38 protein-coding genes are annotated in these 21413 nt (G+C 67.2%); 28 read left to right on the top strand and 10 right to left on the bottom strand.

The genetic code is table 11. From position 1 onward, the window contains the following. Positions 1-154: 154 nt before the first annotated feature. Positions 155-967 carry a M15 family metallopeptidase gene (locus AB0C25_RS02695; protein WP_357368799.1) on the top strand — a complete coding sequence of 271 codons (813 nt, stop codon included), beginning with the start codon at positions 155-157 and terminating at the stop codon, positions 965-967. 14 nt (positions 968-981) lie between these two features. Beyond that, positions 982-1293 carry a hypothetical protein gene (locus AB0C25_RS02690; RefSeq protein ID WP_357368797.1) on the top strand — a complete coding sequence of 104 codons (312 nt, stop codon included), beginning with the start codon at positions 982-984 and terminating at the stop codon, positions 1291-1293. 37 nt (positions 1294-1330) lie between these two features. Here the strand turns inward: AB0C25_RS02690 and AB0C25_RS02685 are convergent, their stop codons facing one another. Then, positions 1331-1567, bottom strand: a complete 237-nt coding sequence (locus AB0C25_RS02685) for a hypothetical protein (RefSeq protein WP_357368794.1) — start codon at positions 1565-1567, stop codon at positions 1331-1333. A 99-nt stretch (positions 1568-1666) separates the two neighbouring features. Beyond that, on the bottom strand, positions 1667-1906 hold the full coding sequence (locus tag AB0C25_RS02680) for a hypothetical protein (RefSeq protein ID WP_357368792.1): 240 nt from the start codon (positions 1904-1906) through the stop codon (positions 1667-1669). 173 nt (positions 1907-2079) lie between these two features. Between AB0C25_RS02680 and AB0C25_RS02675 the strand changes: the two genes are divergently transcribed. Continuing rightward, a complete protein-coding gene (locus AB0C25_RS02675; RefSeq protein WP_357368790.1) occupies positions 2080-2547 on the top strand; it encodes a hypothetical protein in 468 nt (155 codons plus the stop codon). An 81-nt stretch (positions 2548-2628) separates the two neighbouring features. On the opposite strand, the gene AB0C25_RS02670 is transcribed toward AB0C25_RS02675, so the two are convergent. Together AB0C25_RS02670 and AB0C25_RS02665 are read right to left on the bottom strand one after the other, a co-directional pair. After that, the gene (locus tag AB0C25_RS02670) at positions 2629-4146 is read right to left on the bottom strand and encodes a hypothetical protein (protein WP_357368788.1); all 1518 of its coding nucleotides are present in this window, start codon (positions 4144-4146) and stop codon (positions 2629-2631) included. Between the two features lie 111 nt (positions 4147-4257). Next, a complete protein-coding gene (locus AB0C25_RS02665) occupies positions 4258-4635 on the bottom strand; it encodes a hypothetical protein (protein WP_357368786.1) in 378 nt (125 codons plus the stop codon). A 270-nt stretch (positions 4636-4905) separates the two neighbouring features. On the opposite strand from AB0C25_RS02665, the gene AB0C25_RS02660 reads away from it, so the two are divergent. From AB0C25_RS02660 to AB0C25_RS02565, 20 genes are all read left to right on the top strand, one after another. Beyond that, the gene (locus AB0C25_RS02660; protein WP_357368784.1) at positions 4906-5145 is read left to right on the top strand and encodes a hypothetical protein; all 240 of its coding nucleotides are present in this window, start codon (positions 4906-4908) and stop codon (positions 5143-5145) included. Beyond that, entirely contained in the window at positions 5142-6128 is a 987-nt protein-coding gene (locus AB0C25_RS02655) for a hypothetical protein (protein ID WP_357368782.1), read from the top strand. The genes AB0C25_RS02660 and AB0C25_RS02655 overlap by 4 nt, the downstream gene beginning before the upstream one ends. Before the next feature lie 45 nt (positions 6129-6173). Continuing rightward, positions 6174-6653, top strand: coding sequence for a hypothetical protein (locus AB0C25_RS02650; RefSeq protein ID WP_357368780.1), 480 nt, complete (start codon positions 6174-6176; stop codon positions 6651-6653). Then, the gene (locus tag AB0C25_RS02645; RefSeq protein WP_357368777.1) at positions 6650-6784 is read left to right on the top strand and encodes a hypothetical protein; all 135 of its coding nucleotides are present in this window, start codon (positions 6650-6652) and stop codon (positions 6782-6784) included. Before AB0C25_RS02650 ends, AB0C25_RS02645 begins: the two co-directional genes overlap by 4 nt. Positions 6785-6895: 111 nt before the next feature. Further along, positions 6896-7348, top strand: coding sequence for a hypothetical protein (locus AB0C25_RS02640; RefSeq protein WP_357368775.1), 453 nt, complete (start codon positions 6896-6898; stop codon positions 7346-7348). Between the two features lie 77 nt (positions 7349-7425). Then, positions 7426-8193, top strand: coding sequence for an AAA family ATPase (locus tag AB0C25_RS02635; protein ID WP_357368773.1), 768 nt, complete (start codon positions 7426-7428; stop codon positions 8191-8193). Continuing rightward, a complete protein-coding gene (locus AB0C25_RS02630; protein ID WP_357368771.1) occupies positions 8190-8492 on the top strand; it encodes a hypothetical protein in 303 nt (100 codons plus the stop codon). The genes AB0C25_RS02635 and AB0C25_RS02630 overlap by 4 nt, the downstream gene beginning before the upstream one ends. Further along, positions 8493-8945, top strand: coding sequence for an endonuclease VII domain-containing protein (locus AB0C25_RS02625; protein ID WP_357368769.1), 453 nt, complete (start codon positions 8493-8495; stop codon positions 8943-8945). It abuts the gene before it with no gap. Next, complete coding sequence (locus AB0C25_RS02620) at positions 8920-9153, top strand: hypothetical protein (RefSeq protein WP_357368767.1); 234 nt, start codon at positions 8920-8922, stop codon at positions 9151-9153. Before AB0C25_RS02625 ends, AB0C25_RS02620 begins: the two co-directional genes overlap by 26 nt. A gap of 6 nt (positions 9154-9159) precedes the next feature. Next, the gene (locus tag AB0C25_RS02615) at positions 9160-9429 is read left to right on the top strand and encodes a hypothetical protein (RefSeq protein WP_357368765.1); all 270 of its coding nucleotides are present in this window, start codon (positions 9160-9162) and stop codon (positions 9427-9429) included. An 80-nt stretch (positions 9430-9509) separates the two neighbouring features. Beyond that, positions 9510-9812 carry a CHC2 zinc finger domain-containing protein gene (locus AB0C25_RS02610; RefSeq protein WP_357369054.1) on the top strand — a complete coding sequence of 101 codons (303 nt, stop codon included), beginning with the start codon at positions 9510-9512 and terminating at the stop codon, positions 9810-9812. After that, positions 9697-10314 carry a toprim domain-containing protein gene (locus tag AB0C25_RS02605; RefSeq protein ID WP_357369052.1) on the top strand — a complete coding sequence of 206 codons (618 nt, stop codon included), beginning with the start codon at positions 9697-9699 and terminating at the stop codon, positions 10312-10314. The genes AB0C25_RS02610 and AB0C25_RS02605 overlap by 116 nt, the downstream gene beginning before the upstream one ends. Continuing rightward, positions 10311-10709 (top strand): hypothetical protein, encoded by a 399-nt coding sequence (locus AB0C25_RS02600; RefSeq protein ID WP_357368763.1) that lies wholly within the window; start codon positions 10311-10313, stop codon positions 10707-10709. The genes AB0C25_RS02605 and AB0C25_RS02600 overlap by 4 nt, the downstream gene beginning before the upstream one ends. Beyond that, positions 10706-10831: a hypothetical protein gene (locus tag AB0C25_RS02595; protein WP_357368762.1), complete on the top strand. Its 126-nt coding sequence runs from the start codon at positions 10706-10708 to the stop codon at positions 10829-10831. The genes AB0C25_RS02600 and AB0C25_RS02595 overlap by 4 nt, the downstream gene beginning before the upstream one ends. A gap of 62 nt (positions 10832-10893) precedes the next feature. Beyond that, a complete protein-coding gene (locus tag AB0C25_RS02590) occupies positions 10894-11055 on the top strand; it encodes a hypothetical protein (RefSeq protein WP_357368760.1) in 162 nt (53 codons plus the stop codon). Further along, the gene (locus AB0C25_RS02585; protein WP_357368758.1) at positions 11048-12232 is read left to right on the top strand and encodes a hypothetical protein; all 1185 of its coding nucleotides are present in this window, start codon (positions 11048-11050) and stop codon (positions 12230-12232) included. The genes AB0C25_RS02590 and AB0C25_RS02585 overlap by 8 nt, the downstream gene beginning before the upstream one ends. Then, the gene (locus AB0C25_RS02580) at positions 12229-12531 is read left to right on the top strand and encodes a hypothetical protein (RefSeq protein WP_357368756.1); all 303 of its coding nucleotides are present in this window, start codon (positions 12229-12231) and stop codon (positions 12529-12531) included. The genes AB0C25_RS02585 and AB0C25_RS02580 overlap by 4 nt, the downstream gene beginning before the upstream one ends. After that, positions 12524-12913: a sigma factor-like helix-turn-helix DNA-binding protein gene (locus AB0C25_RS02575; RefSeq protein ID WP_357368754.1), complete on the top strand. Its 390-nt coding sequence runs from the start codon at positions 12524-12526 to the stop codon at positions 12911-12913. Before AB0C25_RS02580 ends, AB0C25_RS02575 begins: the two co-directional genes overlap by 8 nt. Then, positions 12910-15012: a ribonucleoside-triphosphate reductase, adenosylcobalamin-dependent gene (nrdJ, locus tag AB0C25_RS02570; protein ID WP_357368751.1), complete on the top strand. Its 2103-nt coding sequence runs from the start codon at positions 12910-12912 to the stop codon at positions 15010-15012. The genes AB0C25_RS02575 and nrdJ overlap by 4 nt, the downstream gene beginning before the upstream one ends. A gap of 9 nt (positions 15013-15021) precedes the next feature. After that, positions 15022-15171: a hypothetical protein gene (locus AB0C25_RS02565; RefSeq protein WP_357368749.1), complete on the top strand. Its 150-nt coding sequence runs from the start codon at positions 15022-15024 to the stop codon at positions 15169-15171. A gap of 520 nt (positions 15172-15691) precedes the next feature. Here the strand turns inward: AB0C25_RS02565 and AB0C25_RS02560 are convergent. Together AB0C25_RS02560 and AB0C25_RS02555 are read right to left on the bottom strand one after the other, a co-directional pair. Next, complete coding sequence (locus tag AB0C25_RS02560) at positions 15692-15877, bottom strand: DUF397 domain-containing protein (RefSeq protein ID WP_357369050.1); 186 nt, start codon at positions 15875-15877, stop codon at positions 15692-15694. Further along, positions 15874-16683, bottom strand: a complete 810-nt coding sequence (locus AB0C25_RS02555; RefSeq protein WP_357368747.1) for a helix-turn-helix transcriptional regulator — start codon at positions 16681-16683, stop codon at positions 15874-15876. Before AB0C25_RS02555 ends, AB0C25_RS02560 begins: the two co-directional genes overlap by 4 nt. Positions 16684-16945: 262 nt before the next feature. Here AB0C25_RS02555 and AB0C25_RS02550 point away from each other — a divergent pair, with 262 nt between their 5' ends. The 5 genes from AB0C25_RS02550 to AB0C25_RS02530 all read left to right on the top strand — a co-directional run bounded on the left by AB0C25_RS02550 (position 16946) and on the right by AB0C25_RS02530 (position 19391). Further along, on the top strand, positions 16946-17227 hold the full coding sequence (locus tag AB0C25_RS02550; protein ID WP_357368746.1) for a hypothetical protein: 282 nt from the start codon (positions 16946-16948) through the stop codon (positions 17225-17227). Further along, positions 17224-17580, top strand: coding sequence for a hypothetical protein (locus tag AB0C25_RS02545; protein WP_357368744.1), 357 nt, complete (start codon positions 17224-17226; stop codon positions 17578-17580). Before AB0C25_RS02550 ends, AB0C25_RS02545 begins: the two co-directional genes overlap by 4 nt. A gap of 130 nt (positions 17581-17710) precedes the next feature. Continuing rightward, a complete protein-coding gene (locus tag AB0C25_RS02540; RefSeq protein WP_357368742.1) occupies positions 17711-17956 on the top strand; it encodes a DUF397 domain-containing protein in 246 nt (81 codons plus the stop codon). Between the two features lie 54 nt (positions 17957-18010). After that, positions 18011-18463 (top strand): hypothetical protein, encoded by a 453-nt coding sequence (locus AB0C25_RS02535; RefSeq protein WP_357368741.1) that lies wholly within the window; start codon positions 18011-18013, stop codon positions 18461-18463. 22 nt (positions 18464-18485) lie between these two features. Continuing rightward, the gene (locus tag AB0C25_RS02530; protein ID WP_357368739.1) at positions 18486-19391 is read left to right on the top strand and encodes a cupin domain-containing protein; all 906 of its coding nucleotides are present in this window, start codon (positions 18486-18488) and stop codon (positions 19389-19391) included. 46 nt (positions 19392-19437) lie between these two features. Here AB0C25_RS02530 and AB0C25_RS02525 read toward each other — a convergent pair whose 3' ends face one another. The 4 genes from AB0C25_RS02525 to AB0C25_RS02510 all read right to left on the bottom strand — a co-directional run bounded on the left by AB0C25_RS02525 (position 19438) and on the right by AB0C25_RS02510 (position 21403). After that, the gene (locus tag AB0C25_RS02525; protein WP_357368737.1) at positions 19438-20313 is read right to left on the bottom strand and encodes a DUF2637 domain-containing protein; all 876 of its coding nucleotides are present in this window, start codon (positions 20311-20313) and stop codon (positions 19438-19440) included. Beyond that, on the bottom strand, positions 20310-20903 hold the full coding sequence (locus AB0C25_RS02520) for a hypothetical protein (RefSeq protein ID WP_357368735.1): 594 nt from the start codon (positions 20901-20903) through the stop codon (positions 20310-20312). The genes AB0C25_RS02525 and AB0C25_RS02520 overlap by 4 nt, the downstream gene beginning before the upstream one ends. A 152-nt stretch (positions 20904-21055) precedes the next feature. Further along, positions 21056-21190 carry a hypothetical protein gene (locus tag AB0C25_RS02515; RefSeq protein ID WP_357368733.1) on the bottom strand — a complete coding sequence of 45 codons (135 nt, stop codon included), beginning with the start codon at positions 21188-21190 and terminating at the stop codon, positions 21056-21058. A gap of 51 nt (positions 21191-21241) precedes the next feature. Further along, positions 21242-21403 carry a DUF255 domain-containing protein gene (locus AB0C25_RS02510; RefSeq protein ID WP_357368731.1) on the bottom strand — a complete coding sequence of 54 codons (162 nt, stop codon included), beginning with the start codon at positions 21401-21403 and terminating at the stop codon, positions 21242-21244. Between the last annotated feature and the right edge of the window lie 10 nt (positions 21404-21413).

Below are 21413 nucleotides of genomic sequence, written 5' to 3'. Positions count from 1 at the left end.
AAACGCCGAACAGAACGCCCTCCTGCGCGCAGGCCGCGAGGCCAGCCGAGGAGCACCCCCACATCACCGACGCCCCTTGCGACGGCTGCGCCCGCCTCATCGCCGCAGCCGGAATCGCCCGCGTCGTCACCCCTTACTCGGAGGTACCGCACCCGTGAGCAAGAGCCAGAACGGCTGGAACGCCGGCCCGAAGACCGAGATCCGCATCGTGTCCCCGAAGGTCCCGGGGACGAACGTCGACTTCCCGCAAGGCGTCCTGGCCGGCGACGTCGAGACCGTCCTGATGTACGTGGCGGCCGAGTTCCACCGCACCGTCGAGCCGCTGAAGGACGGCGAGTGCTGGGGCTACTTCTACAAGAACATCGAGGGCAGCAGCGAGCTGTCGAACCACGCGTCCGGTACGGCCATCGACCTGAACGCGCCGGCTCACCCGATGGGTCGGGCGAACACCTTCAGCGCCGCGAAGGTCGCAGCGATCCGCAAGATCCTTGCCTTCTGCGAGGGCGTTGTCCGGTGGGGCGGGGATTACTCGGGCCGCAAGGACGACATGCACTTCGAGATCAACAAGGGCGCATCCGAGGTTGCGCGGATCGCCCGGAAGATCCGAGCCCTGTCGGCCCCGAAGCCGCCGAGCACTCCGAAGCCTCCGGCCCAGCCGGCGAAGCTCGTGGTCGACGGCAAGCTGGGCCCGGCCACGATCCGGCGCTGGCAGCAGGTCATGGGTACGCCGGTCGACGGCAAGATCAGCGACCCGAGCGAGCTGGTCCGAGCGGTCCAGCGCCTCCTGCGCAGCAAGGGCCACCAGATCGACGTGGACGGCCGGGGCATCCGCCAGGACGGCCGGTACTACCTGACCACGTACGCCCTTCAGGGCTACCTCGGCACCGAGCGGGATGGCCGCATGTCCGCCCCCGTCTCCGAGCTGGTGAAGGCCATTCAGCGCCGCCTCAACACCAACAAGTTCTGAACCCACACTCACCCATGGAGGCAGCCCCTATGGACGACTACACGCCCGCTCACGCCGCTCTCGACACCAGCGACGAGGACCGGCGGCGGAAGATCCGCACCGCCTTCCAAGCCTTCGTCAGCGCCTGCGCTGTCCTGATGGTCGGCGTGCCGGTGGCAATGAAGTACCTGGAGCACTCGCTGTCGGCCGAGCAGTACGCGGCCCTGGCCGGCGTTGCTGCGGCCATCACCGCCGGGGCCACCCTGGTAACTCGGGTGATGTCTGCCGGTCCGGTGGTCGCCTGGATCGACCGGTTCGTTCCCTGGCTCTCGGCCAAGGGCAAGTAAGGGGAAGCGCCCGCCTGCTGTCTTGAGCGCGGTGTCCTCAGCCCTCGTGGTCCCCGGTTGCGAGCACGACCACGGCGGCGCTGAGCGTCAGCAGCAACGCGTCTTCGTCCCAGTCGGGATCATCCCGCAGGATTCGACCGACGATGGCCATGCCAACGCTGTTGCCGTGGGCCCTGATGGCAGGCCCGGCCTGGTTGACCATGTCGCGGACCTGTTCGCGGTGCGCCGCGAACGCTTGGTCGAGGGCGGCAAGGTCGCCCGCATCGAAGCTCATGCTGCCTGTCCTTCCGGGTCGGTCGTGCCATCATGCCGCCCCCGTCGCCCCACCCGCTGCGCACGCGCCGTGTGCCAGCGGGTTGGGCGCTTGCTCTGTCTATGGCTTCTTCGTGCCCTTGTTCTTCAATCTCTCGATCTCCTCCATGGAGGTGACCTGCGATTGTTGGCGGCGGGTGCGAGTTGTCGTCGGCTGCTTCTCGAACAACTGTTCGATTGGAGCACCGTCTTCCTTGCACAGGTCCGCGACCATTGACCGGCCCTCGGATGCGACCCTGTACTGCCTGGTTGGCTTCTTAGGGTCTTGGCAGACGTTGCATACGACGAGGCTGATCTTCACAACCGCAACCTTCCCGCTGGTAATCGGACTCCTTGCCATGCATCTGGCAACGAGGCATGACTATACCTTGAGTTGACAGATCGACCGTGGCACACTTCACTTACCCACACGCAAGTTACCCACTTGGTGTACCTTGCAGGTAAGTCAACACGTCAACGAGGGGAGCGGGGGCCATGCCAGCGTCGAAGATCCAGAATCACCAGGAAGCCATTGACTGGATCACGGAAGGCAGGACCTACCGCGAGATGATCGAGCTGTACCGAGAGAAGTACGGCATCGAGACCTCGGTGACGATGTGGGGCAACTTCCGTCGTCGCCAGGGCCTGGAGCCGCGCCTTACTCGGGACAGCAACCTCATCCCCTGGAAGATTGAGCCGGAGCACCGCTACAACTGGCACGTCATGATGCTGCGGGCAGAGGCACGCCGGCGTGACGGTAAGAAGCTCCCTGCCCGCGAGGCGGCTGAGCTGGATAGCTGGCTGGCCAAGCGCAAGGCAGAGGACTCCGTGGTGCACTACGACCCCGAGACCGAGCAGGGCTTCTTCCTGGTGCCTCGCCGGCCGGGCATCGACACGGACCTGATCCGCGTCCCAGAGGCGGTCACGACCATGCGGAAGTCTCACGGCTCCGGCGGCAAGTAGGCGTACGGGGTCACCGCGGCCTCCCCTCCCCCATACAGAAGCCCCCCAGCAGATTGCTGGGGGGCTTCCTCGTGCCTGGGGTCAGGCAGCCAGGCGCATGTCCCACCTGAGCTTGCTGAAGATGGGCGTCGCAGTCATCTCCTCGTGCACCGGGGCCACCTCTTCCTGCGGGACCTCGATCGGGTCCTCCAGGGGGTCGTGCTCGTCGACCGGCGTCGCCGGCTCAGTCGCCGGCTCCTCGCTGGACGGCGGCGAGGTGGGCTCCTCGTCGATGGGCGCCTGATCGGCCGGCTCCTCGGAGGGAGCCTCGCCGGCTGGGGTCTCGTCGACCGGCGGCCTGGAGGGGGTCTCGTCAGCCGGCACGTTCCACGGAGCATCGCCAGACGGAGCCTCTTCGACCGGCGGCTTGGAGGGGGCTTCCTCGGCCGGCGGCTTCGAGGGAGTCTGGTCGGCCGGCGGCGGATCGACGGGCAGGATGATGGGCGGCGTCGGAATGGTCGGCGGCTCGGCGGGGATGGTGGTCGGGGGCTCGGCCGGCGTGTTGATCGGCGGTGCCGTTGGAGGCGTGGCCGGCGGCGTCTCGACCGGGTTGCTCGGCTCCTGCGGGACGGGCACTGAAGGCACGTTCGGAGCCGAGGGGTCGAGCGGTTCGATCGGGTCGTTCGGCCCGACCGGACCCAGGACGGGCATGGGCAACGTGTTGTCGCCGAGGATGATCCGGGCAACCGTGGAGCGCAGAATCGGCTCGACGGTCGCCAGCTCCTTCTGGTTCTTCGGCGAGTTCTCGCCCGGATCGACCAGCAGGCCCATGGCGTACGCGGCCTGGGTCATGTCTGCCGGGATGACGACCGTCGAGTCCAGCCCGTGCGCCCACCGCTTCAGCCGGCCGGCGTCGGTGCCGTACATGATCCAGCGTTCGCCCTTGATGAGGTTGTTGTACTCACCTGAGTCGGGCGGGACGTTGGTGAACCAGTTCTCCACGCCCTCGGGGGTGGCGAACACCTTCATGCGGTTGCGCTGCATGTGACCCGTGCGCGGGTCCTTGTAGGCGAAGGTGAAGGTCAAGCTGTCGGGGCCCACCCATGCCTCGACGTGCATCACCGCCCCGTCCTTGGCAACGCAGGTGGCCACCAGGTCGGAGTTGTCCGTGCCCGAGCAGTCCCAGTCGGAGCCGGTCTGGACGGAGCTGAAGACCGGGTTGTTCCACGCCTCGGCCGCCGAAGCCGGCACCACGCCATGGTTGCCCATGATCATCGGGGCCACCACCGCGCCGAGCACAGCAGCCGCCGTTGCCGTAGCGAACTGACGGCCTGCGCTGGCCATCCTGTCCCCGAGCGTGCGGACAGGCTTGCGGTGTGCAGCTTCATGCGACCGCGACCGCGCCCGCTTCTGATCGAACGCCCGGTAGCTCGACAGCGGATCGGCCGTCGGCATGGCCGCTTCCACCCAGTGACGGATCGCGTCCGGGTGGACCAACGGCATGGACTGCTGGATGAGGTGCACGACCGACTCATGGTTGAGGGCCGGGTCGACGAAGATAAGGCCCCGGTCAGGGAAGGAGACGCACTCCAGTCCGGTCTGCCGTTGAACGATCTTCACTCATGGTTCCTTGTTGCTTGGGGGTGGGGAGGGTGGCCAGTCCCGTCTACGGGACGAAGGCTTGCTCACTGTAATGGTTGTTACCGATCAACTTGTCGATCAACGTGCGTGCTATACGTCATCGGCCATGGACTTGACCAGCGCAAGAAGCGCCTTCCGCTTGTCGGGACTCAGCCGTTCGTACCCGGCCATGATCACCTGTTCGTCACTGTCTGGCACCCGTTCGCGGTAGACGTGCACCTCTGGCGGTACTGCGTGCCCGGCCGATTCTGCGGCGGCCAATGTCACCTGCTCCACTGGTAGGCCGAGGGCGTGCGCCAGCGCCTCCAACACTTCCGGCTTCGGCATCGCCGGCCGGTCGGTCGTGGCGAGAGCGCCGACCATGGTCTTCTTCAGCGCATCGCCGCCCCGTTCGGCGATGTCGCGGTAGGAGTCCCTGGTCTTCCTCTGATGTTCGGCGATCAGCCGAGCAAGCCCGTGATCTGCCACGATGCCTCTCTTCTCGGGGTTGAATCGTGCTCCATCGGGGCGGAACCCTACCCCCCTGATCATCCGTTCGTCCAATCTTCCGGACGACTGTCCGGGAAACTGGACAGCCGAAGATCGAGATGGGTACGTTGGCGATCACCTGCGGTGAGGACGCGCTGGTGAAGGAAAGTTTCAGGGGTGACGCACGTAGTTGCCACCCATGATCGGGACTGCTACAACGGGGGATGGGCCGCAACTTACCCACTGGCCCAGGTGGAGGTACGACGCACAGTGCAGGACCAGATCACGACCATCACCACGACCGACGGACACGCGGTTGTCTACATCGACCGCGAGGGCGAGGAGTGCTACTTCGACCTCGGCCGCGTGGCCACTGCTGACACCACCCGCCAGGTCGATCTGATCCTGGAGGAGGAGGGCCTGGAGGCCGTGCTCCCGTGGGAAGCGCCGGCCGAGCTGCTGGACAACGGCATGACGCGCATCTGGTGTGCCGAGCGGGTGCCCGCGTGACGTTGACCCTGAGCAAGCCGAGCCAACTCGGCAACACGGAGAAGGTCCCCGAGTTCGACGTCCCGCGCGACGGCTGGAAGCGACCCCTGGTCGTGCCGATCGACGGCGGCAGGCCGGCGGCCCACACGCGGGTGACCACGTACATCGACTGCATCGACGACAAGTCCAACCTGGACGTCTACCACCAGCGCATGGTCCTTCTGGGCGCGGCCAAGAAGCCGAGCCTGCTGGACGCGGTTCGTCTGCTCGACCCCGAGGACGCGAAGGACAAGCGCCAGCTCAACGCCATCGCCGAGCGGGCGCAGGAGATCGCGGGCGCCAACGACAAGCGGGAGAAGGGCAGCCACCTTCACCACCTGTCGGAGTTCGTCGACCGGGGCGAGCCCTTGCCACCGTGCAGCGAGGCTGACCTGGTGGACATGGCCGCGTACAAGATGGCCACCGTGCAGCTCGACGTGGTGCACATCGAGAAGCTGGTGGTGGTGGGCGAGAACAAGACCGCCGGCACCCCGGACCGCGTGAGCTACTACGACGGCCCCGGCCCGCTGGTCGACGGCAAGCGCATCCACATCAAGGGCAACCTGATCACCGACCTCAAGACCGGGTCGGTCGAGTACGGGGCCTTCAAGATGGCGATGCAGCTCTCCGACTACAGCAAGGGCATGTTCTACGACCCCACGAAGTTCCCGGTCGACATGGAGGACGCCAAGGCGTTCGCCCGCTGGAAGAAGACCGAGTTCCCCGAGGAGCTGGCGCGTGCCGCGTACACGCCGCTGCCCGACGTGAACCAGGACTGGGGCCTGATCATCCACCTGCCCGCCGGTAGTGGAGTGGCCACCGTGTACTGGATCGACCTGCGGGCGGGATGGGAGGGCGTCCTGGCGGCGAAGGTCGTCCGGGCGCTGCGTCGGCAGAACAAGGTGCTGCACCCCTTCGAGCCCACTGTGTCGCTCGACACCGGCCCCGAAGTTGCATCGAACTGAGCCGGTGGGTAAGTTAAGGTAAGTGAGAGAGAGGAGCACGGCCGCGTGACAATCGCAAGTGACCCAGCGGGTCGAGGCACAACCGTCACCATCAAGCACGGCAAGGGCTACCAGGACACCTGGACGGTGTTCAAGGGCCAGCTCCCCGAGGTCCGTGAAGACCTGATCGACTTCTTCGGCATGAACCGCTCGGAGGTCGAGTCCCTGACGCTTCACGACCTGGTGGTCAACGCGACGAGCATCGCCCACGGCGTGGGCAACGTCGCCGGCTTCCTCGGTGGCACCGTCCTGGCCTCCGGCCCGAAGCCTGCGGACAGGCCACGGTCGTCCGCCTCGGGCGATGACCCGTGGATCGACGCCGGCACCACGCCGGCCAAGCCTGCGGAGAACCCGCTGCTCGGCCTGATCAAGGCGGCCCTGGACGTGCCGTCGCTCGAACGCCTCTGGGCTGAGAACCAGGCGGCGTTCTCGGACCCGGCCATCATGGACGCCTGGAAGGCGCGCGGCCGAGAGATCCGCAAGTGAAGGAGCTGGCCGCAGGGCTCGCCCTTCTCATGACGCTGCTGTGCGGCGTCTTCACCTGGTTCACCGGACCGTGTGAGCTGTGGACGTACAGCAAGGCTGGCAACGTGCCGGCCCGCTGCGCCTCGCGCTGACATCAGTCCATCCCCCGCACGTAGGTGGGTAAGTGTAGGTCACTTGCCCGCCCAGAGTATCGCAATGGGTAAGTTGCGGCAACCGCCGCACAGACAAGAGGAGCAACACTCGTGGGATTCCAGTTCGCCAAGCCGTCCGAGTTCGCTGGTGGCACGTTCTTCAAGCCGCTGGAGCACATGAACGACCTGGCCCTGCTGATCGAGCCGAAGCGGATCGACCGCAACGTGGAGTCGACCTACAACAACGTCACCCGCGTCCGCGACGAGGTGACCGCCGACATCACCGTCTTCGGCACCAGCGAGGCCCTGGAGAAGGGCGTGCCGACCGCCGTCATCAAGAGCGCGCGGGTCACCCACGGCATGCTCACCTCCACCCTGGAGAAGATCATGGGCGGCGCGATGGTCGGCGTCGTGGCCAAGGTCCCGACGAAGGCCGGCAGCGGCTACGCCTTCCGCGACGTCTCGGCCGCGATCGAGGGCCAGGTAGGCACCTACTACGGCAACCGCGAGGCTGCCGTCTCCGAGGCCCTGGCCTCCGGTGCCATGCCGTCGTTCGACGCCTGAGCCGAAGGGCGTAGCAGTTGCTGACTCCTGGTAGGTCGCTCAGCCTGCACGCCGAGTCCGGCCGTGAACTCCCCCGGGTGCCCGCGTTCTCTCAGCTCTACGAGCGGGGAACGCGGCCCCGGCACGGGGAAGTCATCATGGTCGCCGGCCGCAGCGGCACCCAGAAGTCTGGGTTCGCCTTGTTCTGGGTGGCCCAGATGAACCTGCCCACCCTGTACTTCTCGGCCGACATGTCCGCCTTCACCGCCAGCTCCCGGCTCGCCTCCATGGCCACCGGCGAGACCACCGAACAGGTGGAGGCGGGGATGGCGACCGACCCCAAGAAGTACCTGAAGGCACTGGCCGACAGCCGAATCACGTTCTCCTTCGGAGCACCAATTAAATGGGAGTCCGTTGATGAGGAATTGGAAGCTTATGTCGAATTATTTAATTCGTATCCACAAATAATTGTGTTCGACAATTTAATGGACTTTGAGGGTGGTGAATCCGACTACACCGAGCAGATGGCGGTGATGTCCAGCGCCACCGAGCTGGCGCGAGCCACCGGGGCAACGATCATCATCCTCCACCACGCCAGCGACAAGAGCTGGGAAGCCAAGTCCGATCCATGGGCGCCGCCGTCCCGAGACCAGGTCAAGGGCGGCTTGTCGGAGAAGCCCGAGCTGAGCCTGAGCGTGGCTCTCGACCCCAACTCCATGGAGTACCGGGTCGCCACGATCAAGCAGCGCATGGGCCCTTCCGATCCGACCGCGAGGAAGTACGCGGTGATGTGGTGCGAGCCGGAGTTCACCCGGTTCCACAACACGTCGCCGCTCCAACGACAGATGCAGGGGGCGCGGCAGTGATCTACGGCAACACGGTGAAGATCGACGACGAGGACTTCGAGATCGTGGCCCAGGCCGGCGAGTACGGCTACGACTGGAACATCGCCGCCCTGCTGAAGTCCCCTGGGGGCGGGCTGTTCTACGCCCACGCCAGCGGCTGCTCGTGCACCAGCTTCACGGAGAAGGTCACCAGTCGAGGCGACCTGCGGCCGGTCTTCGAGTGGCAGGAGGCGCTGGAGATGGCGCGTCGACAGGAGCACTTCGACACCTCGCACCTGATCACGTTCGCCGAGCGCCTTCGCGCTGGGGCGGGTGGGTAAGTGTCGGCGACCGGGGAGCGGCACCGGGGCAAGCCGTGCAAGGACTGCGGGGGCAAGAAGGGGCCCAACCAGCAGACCGAGCTGCGGTGCTACCGGTGCCGGCTCCTGGCCCGACGTCAGCGCCGCGAGCGAGCCCACGGCTACCGCGTCATGCGGGTCTACGGGATCAGCGCGGGGGAGTACCGGCTGCTCTACGAGTACCAGGGCAAGCGGTGCGCCATCTGCGAGAGGGCGACCGGGGCGACCAAGAAGCTGGCCGTCGACCACGACCACGCCCGCGAGGAGCTGGAGGGTAGCCGCGCCTCGGTGCGCGGCCTCCTCTGCGGGCCCTGCAACGAGATGTTGGGGCACGCCCGGGACGACCCGAAGTTCTTCCTGCGCGCCGTCAACTACCTGATCAACCCGCCAGCGAGGGAGGTGCTGAGCCTTGACGAACTACCCACCGAGGCGTGACCGGCTCGCCGAGCTGGCCGCAGAACGAGGCGGTGACTGGGCCCGCTGGCTCCAGCTCCGCGAGTGGCCGCAAGGCCCGGACCCGGCGACGGTCGCGTTCGACATGGACGCCCTGGCCGAGTCCTACGAGCGCGACGAGGAGCACTACGGCGTGCGCCAGATCGCCGCCGTGGAGGACTTCTTCCACATCGACATGAGAGGGGTGTGATCAGCGATGCCACGCACGTTCGTTGACGACCGGCACGTCTTCCGGGGAGTCGCGGTACTCAGCTTCGAGGCGGACCCGGACCACTGGAACGAGAACCGCCACAAGCCTTGGCAGGAGCGGATCGAGGTCGGCCCGTACACGTCGACCAGCTCGGCCAGCTCGGTGCTCACCAGCCAGATCAACCAGCGGTTGTGGGGCCGGCGGTTCGGCACCCCGGACCCGGCGATCGAGCGCTGGATCGAGCAGGCGACGACCACCTGGGAGCGCGTGGCGTGAGCGACGACGGCGAGCGTCCGGCCCTCACGGCGGTGCTGGACCACTACGACGTGCACTACAGCCCTTACAAGGTGTCGCAGATGGTGAAGTGCCCGCTCCATGAGGACCGGACGCCGTCGTGCTCGGTCAACACCGACAAGGACTTGTGGAACTGCCACTCCTGCGGCAAGGGGGGCGACAGCTACGCGCTGATCATGGAGAAGGAGCAGATCAACTATGTCGGAGCACGCACCCTTGCGTCCTCTCTCGGATTCGCAGCGGGAAGCGCTGGAGGAGGCGACGACCGCCTATCAGGGAGCGCTTACGCGGGACGTCGCAAGGTATCTGGTGGCAAGGGGGATCGACCGGGAGGTGGCGGTTACCGCCCGTCTTGGCGTCGTTAGCGACCCCTACCCCGGGCACGGCCGGTTCGAGGGCTGGATGGCCATCCCGTACCTGGACCCGCAAGGGCGACCGGTGCAGATCCGCTTCCGCTGCATGGAGGAGCACAACCACAGGGCACTGGGTCACGGCAAGTACATGACGATCCAGGACGACCCGGCCCGCATGTACGGGATCGACTCCATCCACCAGGCCGACGACGAGATCCATGTAGCCGAGGGCGAGCTGGACCGGCTGATCCTGCGCCACAAGCTGGGCGTCCACGCGGTGGGTGCGCCGGGCGCGGAGAGCTGGAAGGGCCGGCACCGCCGGATGCTCGCCGGCTTCAGCCGGATCTGGGTGTGGGCTGACCCGGACGACGCTGGCGCGAAGCTGCTGATGAAGATCACCCGCTCCCTGCGGCAGGCCAAGGGCGTGCGCCTGCGAGACGGCGACGTGAGCGACACCTATCTGCAAGGCGGGGCTGAGGCCCTGATGCGTGCGTGGAAGGGGAACGACCAGTGACCGACGAGGAGTACCAGGAGGAGGCGTTCCTCGATCTGGTGAGCATGCTCTGGACCGACAACGGCCTGGAGCTGAGCGGCAACACCCTGCTGCGCCTGCGGCAGCGGCGTGAGTACGTCCGCGCTGCGCTGCCGGGGCTCGACGAGCGGGTGCCCATGTACCCCGAGGGTGCCGCCTGGATGGCCGAGTACCAGCACCGAGCCGACCGGTGGGTGGCAGACAACAAGGTCCGCGCCGAGCACGGGCAGGCGGCGTGGGACGGGGTGATCCTCCAGACCGCGTACATCGCCCTGTCGCAGACCGACGACGAGCTGCGGGAGAACGAGCTGCTGGACCTGGCCGCCATCTGCGTCGCCGGCTACGAGGCCAGCCGGGCGCGGCGGGCGACCGCATGAACGGCTGGCACTTCGACCAGGCCACCCAGGAGTGGGTGCGCTGGGTCGACGGCGAGGTGGTTGTCCGCGTCCCCCTGGAGAGCCTGGGCGACTACGTGCGGTGGCTGGAGCGGGTGACGTGACCGACCCGCCCAGCACCTTGCCGGGCAGACCTGGACCACGGCTGAGGGCCGCTTGGGACGCCATGACTGGCGACACCCAGGCGGCCTTCCTGCCTCACCTGCTCGGCACCACGCCGGCCGAGTACCTGGCCGACTGGCTGCACCGCGCCGGCACTCCCGTGTCGGCCTCCACGATCCGCACGTACCGGCGAGCCCTCGCCAGATCGGAGCAACCCAGTGAGTGAGCTTGTCGACGAGCTGCTGAGCAAGCCCGTGGGCCCGGAGATCCCGGCCCGGACCACCAACCCCGACCGCGACTTCACCAAGCAGGTGGAGGTGACCGGCGACCTCGCAGCTGTGACCGTGCGGGGATCGGCGGAAGAAGTAACTGTCGATGCCGCGGTGACCCATCTCCGCAGCCAGGGCCTCAACACCGAGGACTGGATCGCCACCGGCTTCCGTAGCTCCGAGTGGACGATGGCCAACGGGGACACCGGGGTCAGCACCCGCTACACCTACGCCCGCGCCGGCTCGGCCGAGGCTGAGCGGCCGAACCTGGACGAGCTGCTGGCGAACATCGGCACCCATCAGCCGGCGCCCACGGCACGAAGCGAGGGCGACCACGGATTCATCGTCGCCTTGGGCGACATGCAGTTCGGCAAGATCGACGGCGACGGGGTGGAAGGCACCCTGCGCCGGACCATCGACTGCCTGGACAAGGCGGCCGACCGGCTCATGGACTACAGCAACCAGCTCGACATCGGTCACGTCCACCTGGCCTGGCTCGGTGACCACGTCGAGGGCTTCGTCTCGCAGGGCGGGTCCAACACCTGGCGGACCCAGCTCACCCTCAACGAACAGATCAGGCTCACCCGCCGGGTGATGCTGCATGCGCTGGTGACCTTCGCGCCGATCGTCACCAAGCTGACCATGGCCGCCGTCCCCGGCAACCACGGCGAGGCCGTGCGGCTCAACGGCAAGGGCCTGACCCGGTACGACGACAGCCACGACACGGAGTCCCTGATCGCGGTCGCCGACGCCGCCGCGCTCAACCACGCCGCGTTCAACCATGTCCAGTTCTTCGTGCCGCAGACCGACGAGCTGACCGTGGTCGTCGACGTCGCCGGCACGGTGGTTGCCCACGCCCACGGCCACCAGTGGAGGCCCGGCAAGCACTGGGAGTGGTGGCGCGGCCAGTCCTTCAACCGCGCCTCGGCCATGCACCAGGCGGACCTGCTCCTGGCGGGCCACCTGCACCACGAACACGTCGACACCGACGGGCCCCGGACGTTCGTGCAGCCGCCGGCCATGGAGTCCGAGAGCACCTGGTGGAGGCATGCGAAGGGCACGACCGGAGCGCCTGGCCTGGTGCTCCTGGTGACGAAGGACGGACAGACCAACATCAAGGAGGTGGTGAGGTGACCGGCGAAGCCAACTGGACCGTGCTGGAGATCCCCGGCGTCAGCGAGGTGGCCGTGCGCGCCGCCCGCAAGGTGGCCCGGGACTACGCCAGCCTCGTCGAGTACGACGACATGTACCAGGACGCCCTGATCCACCTGGCCACGAAGTCCGATCTGGTGCACGCCTACGTGGACGGGCCGGACGGCCTGGGCGGGCTGCACCACTGGCTGTGGTGCCGGCTCGTCAACGGCATCAACGTCAGCAAGTCCAACCGGACCCGGTCGCTGGATGCCCTGCTCGCTGGCGGCGCTGATGAGTAGCTACGACCGGCCGATGGTGGAGCACCTGCTGCCCACCGCCTGGGACTCCAGCTTCGCGTTCGGCTTGGTCAACCCGACCATGCCGGACCCGGACATGCCCAAGGCGAAGGCCAACCCCAAGCACGGCAACACGCTGTACGCCCACATCGCGGACATCAAGTCGACGTGGAAGCGGGCGTACATCCCGCTGGAGGAGCGCCAGGCCCTGGTCCTGCGGTACGGCATGGGCTGCCTGGAGCGAGAGATCGGCGTCATCCTCGGCGTCCCCCGCCGGACGGTCTCTGACCGCTTGGTCCGGGGCGTCGGGCGGATCGTCGCGCACCTCAACGGCGAAGAGTTCACATCCGAGTGGGTAAGTGTAGGGAGCGAAGAGAACCAGTGATCAGCCTCAACCTTGAGCCCGAGTACGAGTTCGGCCCGACCGGCGAGGTCGTCTACGACCGGACCTACAGCCGCACCAAGCCGGACGGCACCAAGGAGACCTGGCCCGAAACCGTGGAGCGGGTCGCCGCCGGCAACTTCGCCCTGGTCTACGGACCGAAGGCGACCTGGTCCGCCGAGGTGACCGAGGAGTACACGCGGCTGAAGGCGTTCATGCTGCGCTTCGCCGTCATCCCCGCCGGCCGCCACCTGTGGGCCACGGGCGTCAGCGGACGACAGTTCTTGTTCAACTGCCACGTCGCCGGCTGGCAGAGCGACAAGCTGTCCGAGCACTTCCGGTTCGCCTTCCTCCGGCTCATGGAGGGCGGTGGAGTGGGCGCCAACTACAGCTCGCGCTTCCTGACGAAGTTCGGCCCGCCGAACCGGCAGCTCCGCGTGCACATCGTGTGCGACCCGATGCACCAGGACTACGCCGACATGAAGGCCGCCGGTCTGCTCTCCGACGAGTACGACTCGGACTGGGCCGGAGCCTTCGAGGTGGAGGACTCCCGCGAGGGCTGGGCGGACGCGCTGGTCGACCTGATCGACACCTACATGACCCCCGATCCGGTCAAGCACAAGAACCGCGTCTTCGACGTCTCGCGCGTCCGCTGCAAGGGGAGCCGGCTCAAGACCTTCGGCGGCACCGCCTCGGGTCCGGCCCCCTTCGCCCAACTCCTCCACCGGACGAGCGAGGTACTGAACCGGGCTGACGCCCGCGCTGATGAGCTGCCCTTCGACGGCTCGATGGTGACCCCGCTCGACGCGATGGAGATTGACCACGCCATCGCCGAGTGCGTGGTGTCCGGGGGCAACCGGCGCAGCGCCCGCATGTCCATCGTGCACTGGCGTGACCCCTTCATCCAGGACTTCATCGCGGCGAAGCGGGACTCGGGCCTGCACTGGACGACGAACATCAGCGTCGAGATCGACAACGCCTTCGTGCAGGGGGTCCTGGTCGGCGAGGCCGAGGCGACCGAGATCCACCGTCTGGTGACTGCCGCCGCGTTGGCCAACGGCGAGCCGGGCTACTGGAACAGCGAGTACAGCAACATCGGCGAGATCAACGAGATCGTGGCGACCAATCCGTGTGGCGAGATCCCGCTCCCCGAGAGCGGCGCGTGTGTGTTGGGCCACGTCAACCTGAACGCCTTCGCGCCGACTCGGCGGGGCGGTCCGGTCGACTGGCTTGGTCTCGACGAGGCGCACCGGCTCATGACGCGCTTCCTGATCAGGGCGACATCCGGCGACATGCTGGACGCCGGCCAGAAGGCGGTCATGGAGTCGGAACGCCGCATCGGGGTCGGGCACTTCGGGGTGCAGGCGTTCTTCGCCAAGCGGGGGTACGCCTACTCGGCGGTCCCGAAGATCGCCCGGCTTCGCCAGGAGCTGCGCGACATGAAGGACGTGGTCCGGGAAGCCGCTAGGGCGTACGCCTTCGAGCTGCGCATCCCCGAGCCCGTCAAGACCACCTGCGTCGCGCCGACGGGCACGATCGCCAAGCTGCCGGGCACCACCGAGGGCTGCGAGGCCATCCACTTCAGGTACTTCATCCGCAGGGTGCGGTTCAGCCTGAACAGCGCCGAGGAGCGGGCGAAGGTGGAGGGCTTCCGCGAGCAGGGCTTCACCGTGGAGACGTGCGTCTACGACGCCTCGGGTAACACGGCAGTCGTCTCGTTCCCCACCAAGGAGACGCTGCTCCAGGAGGTGGAAGACCTCGGCTACGGCAAGTACGAGGCGATCGACCTGGTGCAGAGCAGCGGGGAGATGACCCTCGACGAGCTGCTGTCCTTCCAGGCGATGTACCAGACGGAGTACGCCGACAACGCCGTCTCGTTCACGGCCAACATCAAGCCTGACCTGGGCCTGGACGAAGCCGCGGTGACCATCGGTCGGTGGCTACACCTGCTCAAGGGGACGACGATCATGCCGGACAACGGGAGCCGGCCGCAGGCCCCGTACGAGGAGATCACCGAGGCCCAGTACAAGGCGGCGAGCGCAACCCTGGTTGCTGACGGCATCGACGAGGACTGTCAGACCGGGGCCTGCCCAGTTCGGTAGCCTGCCGACATGACCGATCGGCCGGGCGTCTACGTGGTGTTCACCAGGTATGCCCGGTCGGTCTCCTGGGCCCTGAAGCGGGGCTGGTCCCTGGCCACCGTGCTCGACAGGATCGACGCCCGTGAGGCGCAGCGCAACGAGAAGGCCCCCCAGCAGTGATGCTGGGGGGCCTCTTGGTTTACGGCCGGGAGGTGGATCTCGGGTGTGGCACAAGACGCCATGTCCCAAGCTCTCTGCAACGGAGCCCAGCCGCAAGCACCAAGCCCTCGGTTCCCTGCAACGGAGCCCGGCCGCAAGCAGGGTTCGCGGCCGGAAGAGTTGCCTGGCGAAAAACGCCGTTGGCGAGACACAGCTTCCGCCGTGAGCCGTCAATGGAGTCCGGCCGCGAACAGGTCCCAGGGTAACGCAGGGGCCCGACAGGTTGAAGCCCGACACGATGCGCGCCGGCACGAGGAAGGCCCCCCAGCGTGATGCTGGGGGGCCTTCTCGTTGTTGTCAGCACCCAAGTCTGACACGACAACAGAGTTGCGATCCTTCACGCCCCGAAGGGCGGCAGGCAGGATGCTTCCTGCTGCCTCTGACGTTACGGTGTTGCGATCCTTCACGCCCCGAGGGGCGGCACCTCCCGCCGAAGCAGGAGCGGATCGACCATACAACAGGTGGTCGACGGGTGGAAGTGTCAGCTCGCCGACTTGGCGTAGCCGACGAACGCCTTCCAGGTCTGCGGGTTGAACGTGAGCGTGCCGCCGTCCCGGTCCTTGGTGTCGCGCACCAGCACGACTCCAGGCAGGTTGTCAGCCACCTCTACGCACGATCCGCCGTTGGCACCCGAGCGAGACGACTTGCGCCACTTGGCACCGGTTATGTCCATGTCTGCGCCGCTTCCTTGATCAGTTCGAGTGACTGCCTACGCGAGAGGGCTTCGCCCCGGACCGCCTCCCATACGCGCTGGAGAGTAGCAAGTCGATCAGGCTGATTCACGACTCGCGCCTCCACCTGGTGGTCCAGGTGGGCGACTACCGTCCCGTCCGGCAGGGTGGCCAGGATGAAGCCCCCCTGCAATCCAGGGTAGACCCCCGCGTCTTCAGCCACCACGAGTATCTGGACGTGGGGCAGCTCGGCCATCTTGATCAGGTGATCCACCTGCTCCCGCATGACGCCGGCATGTCCGTTCATCTGCCGCCGCAGGACCATCACATCGAGCACGGCAACGAGCGGCAGTGGGTTGTCCCGAATCAGGGCAGCTTGCCGCTCCAGTCGGGACGCCACTCGCCGCTCCACTTCGTCGGCTGGCAGCAGGCCGTCGGCAAGGCTCGCCCTTGCGTAAGCCTCGGTCTGAAGGATGCCGGGGATGTAGGCGGGCTCGTACCAGCGGAGCAGTGTCGCTTCCCTCTCCAGCTCAATCCACTCACGCAACCACTCGGGATCGACCTTCGACAGCTCGCGGAGCATCCGGGTGAACCGGCCGCCCTTCTCCCTGTGGCAGGCGGGGTCGTGCGCCCGGTCGACAGCCAGGACGTAGTCAGGCGTCAGCGCGCGGCTGGCTGTCTCGACGGAGCTGACATGGGATGCCGAGTAGCCGATCGACCTACCGAAGTCCTCTTGGCTAAGGCTGAGCGTCGCCCGCAGGAGACGAAGCTCCATCACGACGAACTCCAACGCGCTGCCCATGGCTGCCCACCTTCTGCCCAAGTTCCCCGGCGTCTCACTCACAGCTACTCAAGGGCACTCACCCGTAGTGATTGACCAGCTCAATCAGCGTGAGCGCATATCGAAGATAGACCCGTCCTATCCAGACTGTGAAGTGCGCGGTGCCGAGTTGCTTCCCCCGTGGTACCTCGGCACCGCGCCCCGAGGAGTCGGGGTCCGGGTCGTGGAGGGGACGTGTAGGTCGCGGCCCGGACTCCGTGTAGCAGGCAGGAGGGGCGCGATCGTGGACGACGACGATGCCGACCTGGCCCAACCACGGCACCGGCCGCATCGCTCGAAGCGCTTCCGTTTGAGTGGGCGGAAGTGCGCGTGCCCCTCCTGCCGCACCCCCCGCAAGCCGAAGCGTGCGGCCAGCGCGGCCGAGCAGCCGATCGCCCGCTTCGACGCACCCCCCAGCGGACTCATCCCGCAGTACAACCCCACCTGGACTCACTGGAACGCCCCTACGGAGATCAACTGGACGCTGGCCGCCGAGACCAGGACCCGATGGCAGGAGACCTTGTGAACAAGCTCAGCGAGCTGACCGCCCCACCGCGCTCCCTCCCGGCAGCCGACCTCCCCAGATCGCACGCCGGGGCGACGCCACACACTCCACTGCGCCCGATGTGGTTCTGTCGGGCGGACGGGCAGCACTGGCCCTGCGGTGAAGCTCGGCTACGGCTGAAGGCCGAGTTCGAGGACAACGGGGTTGGCCTGACGATCTACCTGGCGGGGATGTACTACATGGCGGCCAGGGACCTGTATCACCTGAACCCGCACGATGGACCGAACCCGACCGACCTGTTCAGGCGCTTCGTCGGCTGGGGTCATCACCGCCGGCCCATCGTCGAACCCCCGATGACGGCCGGCGGCGCGTAGTTCCGTCGACCCCGAGACGCCCGGCCTGGCCGCCTCCCGTGGAAAGCAGACGACCAGACCGGGGTGAAGGTGCACCACCGGCGCGAGGACCGAATCCCCGCATGGCAGTACACCGAAAGGAGATCGTCTCATGACGATCAAGAGTCCGCTCGACCTGTACGAGGTCGATGCCACCGGCGTGAACCTCCGGAAGCTCTGCGGAGGCGGCATCACCAACACGATGGAGAGCTGCGTCGCCGCCGCCATCCTGCCGGGCAGCGAGGACGCCATCATCCTGGGCGACACGAAGCTGGGTGCCGACTCGCCGACCCTGCGGTTCACGCGCGGCGAGCTGGACAACTTCTTCGCGGCGTACCAGGCCGGCGAGATCATCTGATCGACCAGGGCTGGCCGCGTGCGCTGCGCGGCCAGCCCGCACCCAGGGGGAACAATGACGCTGGTGACGCATCATTGGCACGGTTACGGCCCGTGGGCGGGTCCGCACCAGACCTTCGAGACCAAGAACGACCATGTGCGACGGCCCGGCGAGACTCCCGGCGACGCCGCTACGGTCGCGTTCATCCGGGCGTCGACACCGCCCCTGTATAACGGCCACTACCTTCTGCGCCGTGACCAGACGGCACGGGAGCGGACATGGACCGACATCCAGGGGCCGCTGGCATGGCTGGCCGACACGTATGCCCAGCAACCGCCCGACCCGCAACTGAGCTACCTCGATGTGGCTGCCCGACTTGAGCACACCAGCGATTCGCTGAGGCATGGAAGCGACACGATCTGGCACTACACCGCGAGCCTGAACGGCAACAGGGTCGTCGTGTTCTCGGTGATCTGCTGTCCGCATCGCTTCGCCACCACCGTGCCGTGCCCCCTCCCGCCGAACTGACCTTCGACACTGGGAGAAGCACATGTCCCTTGAAATGATCCTCGGCCCCGAGGCCGCCAACGCCGTTCTCAGCGAGTGGCCCGAGCACCCGTACACACTGAAGCTCCCGAGCGGCAGCCCACTCGGAAGGGTGGTCAACGCGCAGACGATCCGCGGCTTCCTCGACGCCGGCTGCGCACCGAGCAACTACGTGAACGTGTTCCACAAGGGCGAGGGGCTGCATCCAGCCCGCTTCACCGCCGACGACCGGGTGGCGCCAGCCTCCGTCCAGCTCCTGCTCGACCAGGGTTGCACCATCCAGCTCCGCGAGCTGAATCGCTGGTTCCCCCCGTTGAGCGCGATCTGTTCGAGCATCCAGGCAGAGACCGGCTATCCGGGGTACGTCACCGCCTTCATCACGCCGCCTAGCAGGCAGGGGCTTGACTACCACTGGGATCAGTACCTCGGGATCGTGGTGCAGCTTCAGGGGACGAAGACGTGGGAGCTGTTCAAGCCCATGGTCGACGCGCCCTACCGCGACCACTCCATGTCGACGAACCTGTGGCAAGACGACTGGGTCAAGCGGTGGCAGGAGGATGGCCCTTACCAGACGGTTGAGCTGACCCCCGGCGATATCCTCATGCTGCCGCGAGGCTGGGTGCACAACCCGCACTCGCGCAACTCCGCAGCGACCAGCGTGCACTTGACCTTCGTGCTGAAAGAGCGCGTACCGCTGTGGGTCGCCGAGCGGTTGGTTGGCAGTGCAATCCGCGACCCCCGCTTCCGCGCCGTCATCCCTCCTTCAGGGCTCAATCCCGCGACCATGCCACAGACAGTCGCGGAGGCGCGGTCGCTCCTAATTGACTACCTCTCCGGGCTGGACCTTGAGGAGATGTCGGGGGCGCTGCGGCGCGCTGCTCAGCAGGAGACGAGCCACGCCACGCTGTGAAGCAGAGCGAAGCGGGCCAGCCTGATCGAGGCTGGCCCGCTTCGCTCTACGCGGGTACCGGTACCTTCGGCGTCCGCAGCCCGAGGTGATCGAGCAGGCGACGCGCCCGGTCCGGACCGGTACCCAGTGCGGCAGCCGCCCGGCGTACCGGTACGGTTCCGTCCTCGTCACGCGGTACGCGCTTCGCGTCACCCAGTACGGCCAGCAGCTCCTCGTCGGTAGCCGTACCGGCAGCCTTGCGGGTACGCCGAGCCGGCCCCGGAATGACGATCGCTGGCTCGGTCGGTACGGGGTTCGCCGGGTGTACCGGTGCAGGTCGGGGCGGTACGGGTACCGGTACGGGGGTGACCGGTACGGGTACCGGTACAGCAGGCGTACTGGCTACCGGGGGTACCGGTACGGCACCCGTACCGACCGCCTGGCGTACCGGTACGGGCGGCACCTGAGCCAGAGGGTGTACCGGTACGGCCGGCGTACTGGTAGTCGACTGGACCCGTACCGACGCCGGCCCCTCGTCAGTCTTCGGCAGGCCGGACAGCACCATCTTGGTCAGTACGGCGAAGGCCAGCGCCGGGAGGCCGGCGACCATCCAGCCGAACAGCGAGGGGATGGCCAGGGCCAGGTTCGCCGTGAGGGACACCAGCGTCGAGCCGATCAGTACCCACATCGGGAACCGGATCGACTTGCCACGGCGCGAGCACCGCCGTACCTCCAGCAGGGCTGCGGTCGGGGTCAGCTCCGTGATGACGGCGTTGGCCCAACCGAACCAGTCCGGCAGGTCGGCCGGCGAGTGCTTCATCGTGAAGTCGTGGACGTGAGTGAAGCTGCTCGCCATCGCCATGCCGCCAACGGCGAGCAGGATCAGGACGAGGATCGTGGTCTCGGCCCGCTCGGTCGCGGTGGGCTTCTCCTTCTCCTTCACAGCTCCCCCAGGGCTTCGCTCTTGCACGGCGCGCAGAAGGCGGCCAACTGGCCTCGGTGCTTGGGGCACTGGGCCGCGTAGCTGTTGGGCGGGTTGGCCGCCCCGGCGCCCTTGTGGCCGAGCTTGGTGCGGGCCGCCTTGAAGGCCGCCAGGCCGGTCACGTTCCCCGGCTTGGGCTTCGGCTGGGCCGGCGCTTCCGGCTCGCCCTCGGGCTCCTCGGCGGGCGCGTCGGGGTCGGGGACGATCGTCGGCTTGCCCGACTGCGGCTCAGCATCGGCGTGCAGATCCGCCGGCAGCTCCATCCGCAGGTGCATCGCCAGGTTGTAGACCACGGGCCGGCGGTCCGACGGAATCCAGGCGTTGTGTCGCTGGTCGCCACGGGCGATCAGGCCGTCCTCCATGAGGTGGCCCAGGCAGTCCTGCGTGGCGCGAATGCTCTTGCGGGAGTAGTGGGCGAGCAGCTTGCGGGAGGGGAACGCGCCCTTGCCGTTCGGCCGCGCGTGGTTGGCCAACCCGAGCAGCACAGGCACGCAGCACTTGCGTACGCCCGGCGCTTCGCTGAAGGCCCAGTTCAAGGCTTCGATGCTCATTGAGCACCACCAGCACTGATAGACTTCTGGTACACGGCGGACCTCCACTGTCCGTCAGGCCCCGGCGGTGGTGACACACCGTTCGGGGCCAGTTTTTTGGGGTCAGGAAGTAGCGGTCCCCGTGCTCGGGGACCGCTCTCTTCGTCTGCTGCTTACTCCGGCGCTGGGTCGTCGCTCGATCGCCGCAGGGCCTCCAGGACCCGCTCCCCCAGCTCGGGGGACTCGGCGATCTGGGCCTTCACCCAGGACTCAATCTCGGCCTCAAGCTCCTCGTCGTACGCACACAACGGCTCACTCCCTGGTGTCTTCCCAGCTCCCTGACTACTGGGTTAAGCTGTTCACTGACACCAGTGACACGCCGCGTAGCCCACCGAGATGAGCACCGGAACGTCCCGCCGTTTCGCCTCGGCGAACGCCTCGTCCGTCCAGGGCCACCAGTCGACCGGGTTGTCGGCGTGCTGGAGCAGGTACGGGCTGGTGGCGTCGACGAGTCGGTTCACCCGACGACCA

Origin of the sequence: Micromonospora sp. NPDC048839, from assembly GCF_040649915.1 — a bacterium.
Classification (GTDB): Bacteria; Actinomycetota; Actinomycetes; order Mycobacteriales; family Micromonosporaceae; genus Micromonospora.
The sequence above is the reverse complement of the archived record's forward strand: the minus strand, read 5'-3'. Positions and strand labels throughout refer to the sequence as shown.

Excerpts from the sequence above, each read along its gene's own strand:
- AB0C25_RS02520 (WP_357368735.1), bottom strand. The coding sequence starts at position 20,903 with ATGAGCATCGAAGCCTTGAACTGGGCCTTCAGCGAAGCGCCGGGCGTA.
- AB0C25_RS02555 (WP_357368747.1), bottom strand. The coding sequence starts at position 16,683 with ATGGGCAGCGCGTTGGAGTTCGTCGTGATGGAGCTTCGTCTCCTGCGG.
- AB0C25_RS02610 (WP_357369054.1), top strand. The coding sequence starts at position 9,510 with ATGGTGAAGTGCCCGCTCCATGAGGACCGGACGCCGTCGTGCTCGGTC.
- AB0C25_RS02565 (WP_357368749.1), top strand. The coding sequence starts at position 15,022 with ATGACCGATCGGCCGGGCGTCTACGTGGTGTTCACCAGGTATGCCCGG.
- AB0C25_RS02690 (WP_357368797.1), top strand. The coding sequence starts at position 982 with ATGGAGGCAGCCCCTATGGACGACTACACGCCCGCTCACGCCGCTCTC.
- AB0C25_RS02685 (WP_357368794.1), bottom strand. The coding sequence starts at position 1,567 with ATGAGCTTCGATGCGGGCGACCTTGCCGCCCTCGACCAAGCGTTCGCG.
- AB0C25_RS02675 (WP_357368790.1), top strand. The coding sequence starts at position 2,080 with ATGCCAGCGTCGAAGATCCAGAATCACCAGGAAGCCATTGACTGGATC.
- AB0C25_RS02540 (WP_357368742.1), top strand. The coding sequence starts at position 17,711 with ATGACGATCAAGAGTCCGCTCGACCTGTACGAGGTCGATGCCACCGGC.
- AB0C25_RS02590 (WP_357368760.1), top strand. The coding sequence starts at position 10,894 with ATGACTGGCGACACCCAGGCGGCCTTCCTGCCTCACCTGCTCGGCACC.
- AB0C25_RS02535 (WP_357368741.1), top strand. The coding sequence starts at position 18,011 with ATGACGCTGGTGACGCATCATTGGCACGGTTACGGCCCGTGGGCGGGT.
- AB0C25_RS02530 (WP_357368739.1), top strand. The coding sequence starts at position 18,486 with ATGTCCCTTGAAATGATCCTCGGCCCCGAGGCCGCCAACGCCGTTCTC.
- AB0C25_RS02575 (WP_357368754.1), top strand. The coding sequence starts at position 12,524 with ATGAGTAGCTACGACCGGCCGATGGTGGAGCACCTGCTGCCCACCGCC.
- AB0C25_RS02615 (WP_357368765.1), top strand. The coding sequence starts at position 9,160 with ATGCCACGCACGTTCGTTGACGACCGGCACGTCTTCCGGGGAGTCGCG.
- AB0C25_RS02595 (WP_357368762.1), top strand. The coding sequence starts at position 10,706 with ATGAACGGCTGGCACTTCGACCAGGCCACCCAGGAGTGGGTGCGCTGG.